General features: G+C 26.8%; 9 protein-coding genes. 3 read left to right on the top strand and 6 right to left on the bottom strand.

Going from position 1 to position 12866, the window contains the following annotated elements; all coding sequences use genetic code 11:
- Positions 1–244: 244 nt before the first annotated feature.
- From asnB to ACFIJ5_RS03385, 4 genes are all read right to left on the bottom strand, one after another.
- Positions 245–2194: an asparagine synthase (glutamine-hydrolyzing) gene (gene asnB, locus ACFIJ5_RS03400; RefSeq protein WP_404661089.1), complete on the bottom strand. Its 1950-nt coding sequence runs from the start codon at positions 2192–2194 to the stop codon at positions 245–247.
- 371 nt (positions 2195–2565) lie between these two features.
- Positions 2566–3726 (bottom strand): TolB-like translocation protein, encoded by a 1161-nt coding sequence (locus ACFIJ5_RS03395; protein ID WP_379803787.1) that lies wholly within the window; start codon positions 3724–3726, stop codon positions 2566–2568.
- Between the two features lie 128 nt (positions 3727–3854).
- Positions 3855–5315: an ATP-binding protein gene (locus ACFIJ5_RS03390; protein ID WP_379803785.1), complete on the bottom strand. Its 1461-nt coding sequence runs from the start codon at positions 5313–5315 to the stop codon at positions 3855–3857.
- Between the two features lie 16 nt (positions 5316–5331).
- Entirely contained in the window at positions 5332–6030 is a 699-nt protein-coding gene (locus tag ACFIJ5_RS03385; protein WP_379803783.1) for a response regulator transcription factor, read from the bottom strand.
- Between the two features lie 289 nt (positions 6031–6319).
- Between ACFIJ5_RS03385 and ACFIJ5_RS03380 the strand changes: the two genes are divergently transcribed.
- A complete protein-coding gene (locus ACFIJ5_RS03380; RefSeq protein ID WP_379803781.1) occupies positions 6320–7195 on the top strand; it encodes a L,D-transpeptidase family protein in 876 nt (291 codons plus the stop codon).
- An 88-nt stretch (positions 7196–7283) separates the two neighbouring features.
- Positions 7284–7559 carry an acylphosphatase gene (locus ACFIJ5_RS03375; protein ID WP_379803779.1) on the top strand — a complete coding sequence of 92 codons (276 nt, stop codon included), beginning with the start codon at positions 7284–7286 and terminating at the stop codon, positions 7557–7559.
- Between the two features lie 76 nt (positions 7560–7635).
- On the opposite strand, the gene ACFIJ5_RS03370 is transcribed toward ACFIJ5_RS03375, so the two are convergent.
- A complete protein-coding gene (locus ACFIJ5_RS03370) occupies positions 7636–9543 on the bottom strand; it encodes a cell wall-binding repeat-containing protein (protein ID WP_379803776.1) in 1908 nt (635 codons plus the stop codon).
- 531 nt (positions 9544–10074) lie between these two features.
- Positions 10075–11598 (bottom strand): glutamate/gamma-aminobutyrate family transporter YjeM, encoded by a 1524-nt coding sequence (gene yjeM, locus ACFIJ5_RS03365; RefSeq protein WP_379803774.1) that lies wholly within the window; start codon positions 11596–11598, stop codon positions 10075–10077.
- Between the two features lie 304 nt (positions 11599–11902).
- Here yjeM and ACFIJ5_RS03360 point away from each other — a divergent pair, with 304 nt between their 5' ends.
- On the top strand, positions 11903–12784 hold the full coding sequence (locus ACFIJ5_RS03360) for a nitroreductase family protein (RefSeq protein ID WP_379803772.1): 882 nt from the start codon (positions 11903–11905) through the stop codon (positions 12782–12784).
- Positions 12785–12866 lie beyond the last annotated feature (82 nt).

Below are 12866 nucleotides of genomic sequence, written 5' to 3'. Positions count from 1 at the left end.
TATTGTTTTAATCCTAAATGTATTTTATTCATGGTACAATTTTACATAAACTTATTATGCTCTAAATTCATTTATCTTTAACTTAATTATTCAACTTTCGCAGTAAAAAAATACTGTCTAGCGAAGGGAAATGATATATTGCGTAAGAAACATTTGAACAAAGTTTACAAGTTCTTAGCAAGATATCATTTCCCGTAGCGGCTGTTTTTCACATGCGAAAGTTGAGTTAATTAATTTTTATATTTTATGATATTAATGTCTTATAACTATCTATTTTGTCTATGGAAGAAAAATCTTTTTGTTTCTCTATAAAAATATTATGCCATATCATAAATGTAAGTACTGTCCATATTCTTCTACTGTAATCAACATTTCCTTTTCTATGATTTTCAATCATTTTTAAAACAACGTCTTTATTTAAATATCTATCAGTTTCACTTTCTTTAACTATATTAACTGCCCAATTATATAACTCATTCTTTAACCAAATTCTTATTGGTACAGGATATCCTAATTTTTTTCTATTAGCAGCCTCTAATGGGATCTCACTTTTAAAAGCTTCTCTTAATAAATATTTAGTTGTAGATTTATTAATTTTCTCTTCTTCAGTAAGGTTAGAAGCTACTCTCAATACTTCCTTATCTAAAAAAGGTACCCTTAATTCTAATGAATGTGCCATAGTCATTCTATCGGCTTTTGCAAGTATATCACCTCTAAGCCAAGTATTAATATCAATATACTGCATTTTAGTTATATCATCTAAATATTTAACATTATCATAAAATGGTTTCGTAACTGATGTTGGTAAATATTCTTTATTGTAATTTTTTATTAAAGCTTCCTTTTGAATTTCATTAAATATCTTAGCATTTCCAAAATATCTTTCTTCTAAAGATGTACATCCTCTTTCTATAAAACTTTTCCCTTTAATACCTTCTGGTATAGCCCCTGCTGCACATTTTAATATTCTTTTTAATCCCTTAGGAATATATGAAAATGGTTTTATAGAATAAGGTTCATGATATATATTATATCCTCCAAATAGTTCATCTGATCCTTCACCAGATAATACTACTTTTGCATACTTACTAGTTTCTTTAGAAATAAAATATAATGGTACTAACGCAGGATCTGCCACAGGTTCATCCATATGCCATATAATGTTAGGTAACTCATCCATAAACTCCTGAGGTGTTATCATTTTACTAATGTTTTCTATTCCCAATTTATCAGCCGTTTGCTTTGCCAATTCAACTTCACTATATCCATTAACATCAAATCCAACAGTAAAAGACTTTATATTAGGATTAATTTTTTTTGCCAAAGCCGCTACTATTGTGGAATCAATTCCTCCTGATAAAAAAGTAGCAACTGGTACATCACTTCTCATATGCATAGAAACAGAACGTTCTAATACTTCTCTTATTTTTTTTACTTTTTCATTTTTACATTCTGCTATAGGACTAATTTTTACAGAATGATATCTTTTTATTTTTAATTTTTTACCTACTTCTTTTATTATCATTGTTCCTGGTTCTAAAATAGAAAAGTCTTTTAATATTGTTTTTGGCTCTGGTACAAATTGAAATGTAAAATAATTATGTAAAGACTGCACATCAATTGATTTGGTACAAACATCATCATTTTGTAAAAAACTTTTTAATTCAGAAGCACAATATAATCCATTATCATTTTCTATATAATAAAATGGTTTTATTCCAAATATATCTCTTGCTCCAATTAATTTTTGTTCTTTTTTGTCCCATATCATAAAAGCAAACATTCCTCTAAGCTGAGATACAAATTTCTCTCCATAATACTTGTACAAAGTTAATATAACTTCTGCTTCTGACTCCGTATCAAAACTGTATCCCTTAAGTTTTAATCTTTTGCGTAATTCAATATAATTATATATTTCTCCGTTAAAGACTATTACATAATTCCCATTTTCATAAGAAAAAGGCTGCTTACCCTTTTCTAAATCTATTATACTTAACCTTCTAAATGAAAAAATCAGATTATCGTCAATATACACTCCTTCATCATCAGGACCTCTATGTTTTATTGATTTATTCATTAAATATATACTTTTTTTATCTTTTTCTTTCAATTTTTCATTACTAAAAAATGTTACAAATCCACACAATATAATATACCCCCATATATAATAAATTTTATCAATATTATCTTTCATTAATTTTCTTAATTTAATTATAAAATCTACTTTTTACAAGGTATCATGTATTTGTATCGAAGTTGTAACATATTCATTACAGTTTTAATAAATATCTCAACTTTCGCAGTAAAAAAACACTGCTTAGCGAAGGGAAATGATATCTTGCGTAAGAAACATTTGAACAAAGTTTACAAGTTCTTAGCTTTACGAATTTGAAAAAAGTTATTTTTTAATTACTGATTCCTACGGAATATTAATTAAAAAATCTTTTTTCAATATGAGTAAAGCTTAGAACTTGTTACTGAAGTGAAAGGTTTCTAAGCAAGATATCATTTGCCGCAGCGGTTGTTTTTTACCTGCGAAAGTTGAGTAAATATATAATTATTGTTCTATTTAAACATAAAAACATATATCTTATTTACTCCTCTAGAAAATTTTTCAACTAATAACTTATTACCATCTTTACTCCATTTAAAATTGCTTGAAATGTTATAATCATTATCTAATATGACTCCATTTTCTAAACCATCTTTATCTATATTAAAAACTTTTAATTTTTCCATACCATTTTTTCCATCAGTTTTAAATGCTATTTTACTTCTACTATAGTCCACTTCAAAATCTGAAATAATTTCTTTACTTATACATTTAATGTTTTTATTTTTTATGTCATATATATATAATCCTTCAACATCATTAACATCTCCTAAAAATATAATTTTTTGTTCATTTAAAAATTCATATTTGTAAATTTCCCCTTTAAATATTTCATTTAAATATTGATTTTTATCCAAACTTAATGAATATATGTGTGTTACCCATTTTAAATTTTCTGTATACCCCACAGAAAAGTATAATTTTCTTCCATCTTTCGAAACTTTAAAATCTGCATCACTTAAATCAAGATATTTAATAATTTGATCTTTATATATATCTAATATATTTTTTTTACTATTATCACTTAATTGATATAAAAGCATATAATTATCTTTAATACCAACAAACCCACTGCTATCAGGCATCCAAGCTATAAAATTACAATTTTCTTCTAATTTTTTATGTTGTTTTGAACTTATGTTGTATATATAAATCTCTTTTTTTCCTTTATTATATTTCCCATATATTATATTTTTATTATCAGGAGACGTTTTAAATCTGTACCTATTTTTTATTATTTCTTGAATTTTTCCGTCTACTTCTTTTTTACCTGTATTCAAATCTAATGTTTTTATATTCCAATACCCATTATCATATTTATCTTTCAGCTCTGACATTTTATAACTTTCAATTAATATCTTTTCATTAGTAAACCAACTTAAATTAAGTATGGAATCATCTACAGTAAAATTTTTAACTTCTTTAATCACTAATTCTTCCCTTTTATCATCTGACAAAAATTCTTCATTAAATAACTTTTTATTTAAATTAATTACCTTTGTTTTATTGAAATTTTTATTAAAGCTTGGAATAATTTTAACTAAAGCAATTGATAAGATAATTACTAAAAAGATGTATACTATTTTTCTTACTAATACATTATTTTTCTTCATTCAATATCATCCTTTTGTTTATATTAATAAATTTATTTTAATCTTCCATATTGGAATTATTAGGTACTATTATTAACTATACAATTTACTTGTTTCTTAATATCTATTAATTGTATCCAAATTTTAAACTATAAACTTGTATTTTGGAATACTTTAATATTAACAGTTGTTCCTTTTCCTAATTCACTTTTTATATCTATAGTACCTTCATGTTTCTCAACAATTGCTTTAGTAATCGCTAATCCAAGTCCACTGCTTCCTTTTTCTCTAGATTTTTTCTTTGATACTCTATAAAATGGTTGAAATATATTTTCTAAATGTTCCTTTGGTATTCCTTGACCTTCATCTTTTATTTTTAAATTAATAACTTCATTTTTTTTATGCATTTCAACACTTATAGTAGAGTTAACATTTCCATATTTAATAGAATTATCAAGTATGTTTACTAACATTTCTTTAAGTTTATCATTATCTCCATTCAGTATTACGTTATCCTCTACTAAACATTTTATTAGTATATTATATTTTTTAGCTTTTATATTCATTTCTTCACAAGTATTTTTGATTAATTTTGTAAAATCTATATTAGAAAAATAATATGTAAAATCTTGTGATGTAGCTTTTGATAGTTCTAGCAATTCCACTACCATTCTATTTAATCTTTCACTTTCAGATATTATACATGAAACACCTTTTTCAAAAAATTCTTTATCTGTAAAACCATTTTCTTTTAATATCTCACCATATCCTAATATTGTAGTTATCGGTGTTTTAAGCTCATGGGTTACATTATCAAAAAATATTTTTTTCTGTTCGGTAATTTCTTTTAGTGCATCTCTGTCTCTTTTTATTATATTTATTTGAGATTTTATTTTTTCAACCATATGTTTGAAATTGTCTCCTAATTGTCCAACCTCATCTTTAGATTTTATATTTATGTCTACATCTAAATTACCTTTTGAAATTTGTACAGATTTGTTTGTAAGTTCTATGATTGGCTTAGTTATTTGCTTAGATATGATAAAAGATATAACAAATATTAATAAAAACATACTAATAGAAAATATTTTTACTATATATATAATATTTTCATTTGAATTGTATACCTGTGTATAGTCTTTACTATACCTTACAATTCCAATATTATCATTTTTACTTCCTTTCACAGTATATGATAAATTTACTATAACTTTATTATCCATATAGTTTATTGCATATGCAATATCTCCCTTGATGGCTCTCTTTAAATCACTATTGTCCACTTTCATGTATTCATTTGCAAAGTCAGATATAATTTTACCGTTTTTATCATAAATAACTACATTACTTCCTACTTTATAGCTTAACTCTTGAGAAATGTTATTTCCTTCTACTTTAAACGCTGTTTTATTAGCCTCCATATTGTTTATTAAAAAATATTGCTTTAAATAAACATCTAAATCTTTCTTAGTTTGAATCATTTCATTATTTAACACCTTTTCATTATTTTTATCTACAGTACTTTGTAATACAAATATTAAAGATGCTAAAACAAGGAAAATTACAATTGAAAATGAAAAAAGTATTTTATATTGAATCGAAGACTTCATACCTTTCCTCCAAAATTTAATCTATTAATTTATACCCAATTCCAAATACTGTTTCTATAACTGAAGATTTTTTATCTTCATCTAGTTTTTTTCTAATTCTCTGAACATGTATATCTACAGTTCTAGTATCCCCTGCATATTCAAATCCCCATACCTTATCTAATAATTCACTTCTTGAAAAAATTCTTTTTTTATTCTCTGCCAAAAAAGTAAGCAATTCAAATTCCTTATTAGTAAAATCAATCTCAACATCATCTTTTAAAACTTTTCTTTCTTCTTTATAAATTTCAATACCTTTTTTTAATTTTATAACATTAGCTTTACCCTCTATATTATGTTCTTCTGTTAATTCAATTCTTCTAAAAATAGCCTTTATCCTAGCTATTGCTTCTCTTATATTAAAAGGTTTTGTTATATAATCATCAGCTCCCAGCTCTATGCCTAATATTTTATCCATAGTATCTGATTTAGCTGTAATCATTACTATTGGTATGGAATAATTCTTAGATATTTCTCTGCACACGTCAAAACCACTTATATCTGGAAGCATTAAATCTAACAAAATCATATCTGGTATAAATTTTTTAACCTTATTTATACCGACTTTACCCTCATTAGCAATTTCAGTTCTAAATCCTTCTTTTTTTAGTGAATATGATAATAAATCTGCTATTGGTTCTTCATCTTCTATTATAAGAATTTTTTTATTATACATAATTAAACGGATTTGTAATATAAAATCTTATCTTAATATTTTTACTAATACAAATCCATAGCTCACCTACCTTTCTTTTTATATTGTATGTAAACTTATATAAAATAAATTTATCATATTTTTCTTTTTATTTATATAGATTTTACAAATTAGATACAAGTAAATGAATTATAGAAATAAATAATTTATATAATTTAAACATAAATTTTCTGCAATAATTTAATTTTATTTTAAATATACTTATATGAATAACTATAGAAAAAATAAAAAATATAAAGGAGAATACTGAATGAAAAATTACAAAATACATCCTATTAAGTTTTTAAGATCAATCCTAATCTTGATTTTTATCATAATATTTTTTTTAATAGCACTACATAATAAAATTTTAATTAAAAGTGCTAAATCTAAAGAACTTAAAAATATTGCAAACTCTAAAACTACTAATACTTTTTCCAATACAACTAAGAATATAAATTCATTTGAATATATAAGTTCCTTGATAAAATCTTCTCCTGTTATTTGTACTACAGTAGCATCATCAACTATATATTCTAACCATTCTTTATATAATTCTGAGGAAATTGACCAGGTAAAATCTGATTCAAAATTAGAAATACTAGAAGATTATTATACAAAATGGTATAAAGTTAAAAAGTTATCTAATGGAAAAATAGGTTGGATTAAAGATTCATTTATTAGTATACCGCCTGATCCTAATACAAATAAAAACAGATTAAGCAAAAATCAATTAGAAACTTACGTTAATAATAAAAATTTTGATAGTACTACAGATCAATTTATTTGGGTTGACTTAGATAGACAATTAACATATATATTTTCTGGACATAAAAATAACTGGTCTTTAACAAAAACTATATCTATTGCCTCTGGTTTAAACGAATCTCCAACAACACGAGGAGTCTTTAAAATTAAAAAAAGAGGAACTTGGTTTTATTCAGAAGAATTTCAAGCAGGTGCAAAATATTGGGTAGAATTTAATGATTCTTATTTATTTCACTCTGTAAGTATGGATAAATATCAAAACATTAAAGATCCTGTTGTAGGTGAAAGACGATCCTCTGGTTGTGTTAGAATGCCCCTTGAAGATATTAAGTGGTTCTATGACACAATTAAAACAGGCACCACTGTATATGTTAATTAATTTTTTCTTATACTATCCTGTATGGTAAAATGAGATTAACATAGTAACTCAAACAAAAATATATAAAGGAAGGTAGGCACATATAAAATTGAACAGATATTCAATTATAGTACATGGTAGAGTTCAAGGAGTAGGTTATAGATTTTCTACATACCGAACAGCAACATTTTTGAACCTAACTGGTTGGGTTCAAAATTTAGATGATGGTACTGTTAAAATAGAAGTTCAAGGTAGTAATGAATCTATTAAAAAATTCATTCAAAGATTAAAACATAATAATAAATTTGCCAAAGTTGAATACATCAACGTAAAAGAAATCAATAAAACCGATAATAAAAAATCTTTCAAAATCATAGGTTATTGATTTTTGGTTTACAATGTTGAGGGACGGTTCTTCAATTTTAACAAAGATGTTAAAATTGAAGAACCGTCCCTCGCCTTTATTTAAACTTTAATTCTATTTTGTCCCAGTAATATGTGTTTTCTAATCCTAATCTCCATATTCCTATACCACATAAATCATACTTATTTACAAGATCTAGTTTATATCCAAGGCTTGTATCATTTTCAAACCACACAGTGTGCTTAATACCTGAACTATCTGTATAGTAATAATATGGAGTTTTAGAAGCATAATCCCACTTAACAGAAGCCCCATATTTTGAAGCTGTGCTATATGCTTGTCCAATACTATGGGCTTTTGTACCACTTGATGCCCAGTCGTATCCATAGGCAGCTACTCCTACCAATATCTTTTCTTTCGGAATAACAGTTAAAGCATATTTAATTACATTCTCTACCCATCCAATAGATGCAATAGGTCCTGGTTCTCCTCCAAACCAATGTTCATCATATGTCATAATAAGAATTTGATGTGTGTATTTTTGTATTTCTGCATAATCAAAAGCTCCACTCCAACCATCGCTAGGGTTATCTCTTGTTTTAGCAGGGATTGCTGCTGTCACTTTAAATCCTTGAGGATTTAGGGTATTATACAGTTCTTTCATAAAAGTTGTATAATAACTTCTATCGTAATAATATACTCCTTCTAAATCTATATTTACGCCTTTATAATTATTGTCTTTCATAACTTTTAATATATTATTTATTAAATTTTGTCTATTAGTAGAACTTCTTAATATACTTGAGGCTACTTTACCACTAAATTCATTACTTATCATTACTAGTGTTTCAATGCCATTATCATTTGAATAAGTCATCTGGTTAGTTGGAGCACCACCACTTAAATTTCCTGAACTATCAACAGAATATGTTGCTGTTGCAATTTTATCTATCAAATCTGAATTAGCAACTATTGAATTATAAGATACAGTATCTCCGTGATAATAGTACGCTGTATAACCTAACACTACCCTTGATGTTTTTCTACCATATATTGTTTTATTGATTAATTCATCTGATATCCTAGAAGTTCCCCCTAATATTTTAATGTTCGATATGCTTTGTAAATTAGATTCAACAATAGAATTTGTTGAAGTATGAAAATCATTTGTTAATACTATCATAGAAGATGTTTTTGCTGCTGCAGCTGAACCTGCTAAAGCATCCGGAAATGCTTGTCCTGTTGCTACATATACATTTTCCTTGTTTATTCCACTTAAGAACTCATTAATGACTGCTAAATTAGTTTCATATCTATTACTTCCACTTAACCTTTTCAAATTACTCAATCCATTTACAACCTCATCACTTACTACAGCTTTTCCACCTATAACATAATATTTATTAGAAGAATTATTTTTAATAAAATCATCTACAACTGTTGGTAAAACATTCTTTTGAGTAAGAAGAATTGGCATTTGATTCTGTGCTGCAATAGACGCTATAGACAAAGCATCTGGAAAATTTTCTCCTGAAGCAATAACTACACCACTATTAGTTCCAATAATCTCAGCAATCTTCACACTTGTTTCATATCTATCTTCTCCCTGTATACGAGTATATACTATATTAAGATTACCTAACTGATTTTCTACATTTTCAGATATTACACCTGTTCCACCTACTATAAACGCATTATTAGCACCTAATCTTTGAATCTCTTGTACTATATCTGAATTCATAGAATTATTTTCTATTAACAATATAGGAGCATTATATTTTTTTGCTAATGGAGCTGCACTTAAAGCATCTGGAAAATCTTCTCCTGAAGCTAAAATTACATAATCCGATGTACTCCAATTATTTTTTGAAATTTCTACAGATGTTTTATATCTATTACTACCTGCAAATCTAACAGTTACGGGAGCGGCTGAAACCTTGTACACAATTAGAAACATCAAATATATAAAACTACTTACAAACAATAACAATTTTCTTCTGTCCATACGCTCTCCCCCTTTTTTCTTTCTATTTCATGTTGCGTGTATCATATAGGCTATCATATTCTATCTACTGATTTCAATGTATAATATCTGTTAACATATCAAAAACAATTCCATTATTCCTATTAATAGAAGCTTTGCCTTCAAAAGGTTGATTTTTGTTAAGAGAAAAATCTTTAATTATATACTCAACTTTCACAGATGAAAAATGGCCGCTACGGGAAATGATATCTTGCTTAGAAACTATTCACTTCAGTAACAAGTTCTAAGCTTTACTCATATTGAAAAAAGATTTTTTAATTAATATTCCATAGGAATCAGTAATTAAAAAATAACTTTTTTCAAATTCGTAAAGCTAAGAACTTGTAAACTTTGTTCAAATGTTTCTTACGCAAGATATCATTTCCCTTCGCTAGACAGTATTTTTTTACTGCGAAAGTTGAGTTAATAATAAAAAAAGACTAGTATACTACGAAAGTACTTTTTCAGTACCTTCTATAATACCTAATCTTTTTCTAAATAACATATGATATATTATGCAGCTTTATTTTGCTCATTCTCTTTTAATTTCTTTTCATATCTTCTATATATTATTAATGCAACTCCTGTAAAAAATACTGGTCCACCAATCATCCATAGTGTAGATTTTATATCTCCTCTTACTGCTGGCTCTATTATTGTGAAAAAGTTAGCAAATCCTACAGTGAAAGTAACTACTATAGATGCTATAATAAAACTAGCACGACTTTTGTAAACTATAAATGGCTTTTTAATATTTTTATTTTTCTTAAATTTAATAAATGCATTTGATAAAAACATATAAGGAAGTGTCATTGCTACATTAGTCATTAACACTAATTTTGCAAAAAATTGTGATGCCCCTTCTCCACCAAATGAAACTAATAAGATTATAACTACTACAGTTATACCTTGTATTCTCATAGCATTTATAGGCATACCATCTTTGATTTGTCCAAATTTTCCTGGCCATAATTCAGCCGGAGTACCTTCTATTAACTGTTTTAACGGAGAATATGCTACTGTAAAAAATGCTCCTGTCAATGCTAAAAACATTGATAATCCAACAAATCTAGCTATCCAAGCACCTATTGTTAGTGATATTGCTTGACTTAATCCTAATGTTTGTCCCATTTCATATCCTAAGTTTTGCATTACTATATATGCAACATTAGCCATATTAACATTTTTTGAAGATAGCACTGCATGCCAATTAATAAATATACCACATAAAAATATTCCTATAGAATATCCTACTGCTATAATTATAGCTGCCATTGCCACACCTTTTGGAAAAGTTACTTCTGCTTTTTCAGTTTGATCTACTAATCCACCGACTATTTCTATTCCACCATATGCAAATATAGCAAAAACCAAAAAAGATAATACTGAAATTGGAGATTGATAGGCAGGGTTTGGAGATTTAATAAAAGAATAAGAACCTGTTACTGGTTGAGCTAATTTTCCACCACTTGCTATTAATACAACAATTGCACCAACTATTAGTAAAATATTTAATAATGCCACTGCTGTACCACCTATTGATGTTACTTTACTTATCTTTTCTAGTCCCTTAGATGCTGTAAGCGTTACAAATATAATCCAAATAGCACCTAATAATCCTAGTATTTGAGTTGAATTTAAATTAAATATAGGTATTGTCCAAGTTGAAGTTACATCTTTCCCAAAAATTGCATTAGAGAATGGTATCCATATTGTTGTAGCAACATTAACCATCCATATTATATAAGATGCATACCACATAAATGTACCAATAAATGCATATTTAGATCCAACTGATTTTTCCATCCATGAATAAATTCCACCTTTTTCATTTTTAAATGCTGCACCATATTCGGCCATCATAAATGCATAAGGTATAAAAAATGCAATTGCAGATAATATGTACCATGGAATAGCTCCATAACCCATTAAGTAAAATGCTCTAGGCATATTTGCAAATCCAAATACTGAAGTGAATATCATTAATATTAATGATATCAAAGTTAATTTTTTAGTGCTTTTTGAACTGTCTCCCATTTGTTACCTCCTGCTCTTATTTTCTCTAGCCCCTATTTTATTATACATTTATTAGAAATTTTTTCAATAAATTAGATATTAGTCGTAATTTTTCATTTTATCATAACATTCAAAAATATATTATAAGAATTTACTGCACTTCTTAAAAAATTTATATATTTCTATTGACTCTAGAGTTACTCTAGACTTTATACTTTAAATAAATAGACTCAACCTTACGCAATACATCATTTTCCTTTGCTAAACAATATTTCTTACTGCAAAAGTTGAGTAGATAAACTAATAAATTTCAGGGGGCGATTTAATGAGTAGAAATTATTCAAATGAAACTATGAAATTATTGTATGAACGTGCAAGCTGTAGAGTTTTTAAGGATGTACAAATTCCTGATGATGTATTAAGCGAAGTGCTGGAAGCTGGACTACATGCTGCTACAGGTGGTAACTTACAACCTTATGCTATTATCAAAATAAAAGAAAATGAAACTAAAAAACGTTTAGTTGATGAATGTGACATGCAAAAATTAGTACAAAATGCTCCAGTGAACTTACTTTTCTGTATTGATTGGCGCAGAATTGGTCGTTGGGCTGAAGCTTGTAATGCACCTTTTGTAGCTGCAAAAAGTTATAGACATTTTTGGATTGCACTACAAGATACAGTTATATGTGCTCAAAATATATGTACAGCTGCTGATTCAGTAGGTTTAGGATCAGTATATATTGGTACTGTAGAAAGTTGCTTTATGGAATTAAAGTCTATTCTTAATCTTCCAGAGGGTGTATTTCCTGTTGTATTAGTAAGTATGGGATATCCTAAAAAATATCCATCTCCAGCTAAAAAACTAGGTATTGAAGCTTTAGTACATGAAGAACGTTATAATGATTTGCCTATAGATAAAATTAAGCAACTACATGATGAAAAGTATAACCATAAAAGGTTACCACTTAGCGAATCTAATTTATCACAAATTCGTGAAGTTGCTTCTGATATTGGTGGAAAAAAATACGCAGAAGAAATGATAAATAAAACACAAGAACAAGGATATGTAAATATGGCACAAAGATATTTTGGTCTTCATTATAAAGCTAACTGGTCTTGTATTGGAAATAAAGATTTTATTGAAACTCTATTATCTTATGGTTTTACATGGATTAACGGAAAAGATTTCCCAGCAAATAAAAAATAACAAATAATCTAAAGAAATTTATATAATTTAAAATATATTAATGGGGCTGTAGCATTAAGAAATTTACATACAATATATTGTT

This window comes from Haloimpatiens myeolchijeotgali (assembly GCF_042688525.2).
Lineage (GTDB): Bacteria > Bacillota > Clostridia > Clostridiales > Clostridiaceae > Haloimpatiens.
Note: the sequence above shows the minus strand (reverse complement) of the source record. Positions and strands in the feature narration are given on the sequence as shown.

Coding starts and splice junctions, on each gene's coding strand:
- ACFIJ5_RS03360 (WP_379803772.1), top strand. CDS start 11,903: ATGAGTAGAAATTATTCAAATGAAACTATGAAATTATTGTATGAACGT.
- yjeM (WP_379803774.1), bottom strand. CDS start 11,598: ATGGGAGACAGTTCAAAAAGCACTAAAAAATTAACTTTGATATCATTA.
- ACFIJ5_RS03385 (WP_379803783.1), bottom strand. CDS start 6,030: ATGTATAATAAAAAAATTCTTATAATAGAAGATGAAGAACCAATAGCA.
- ACFIJ5_RS03370 (WP_379803776.1), bottom strand. CDS start 9,543: ATGGACAGAAGAAAATTGTTATTGTTTGTAAGTAGTTTTATATATTTG.
- ACFIJ5_RS03390 (WP_379803785.1), bottom strand. CDS start 5,315: ATGAAGTCTTCGATTCAATATAAAATACTTTTTTCATTTTCAATTGTA.
- ACFIJ5_RS03395 (WP_379803787.1), bottom strand. CDS start 3,726: ATGAAGAAAAATAATGTATTAGTAAGAAAAATAGTATACATCTTTTTA.
- ACFIJ5_RS03380 (WP_379803781.1), top strand. CDS start 6,320: ATGAAAAATTACAAAATACATCCTATTAAGTTTTTAAGATCAATCCTA.
- asnB (WP_404661089.1), bottom strand. CDS start 2,194: ATGAAAGATAATATTGATAAAATTTATTATATATGGGGGTATATTATA.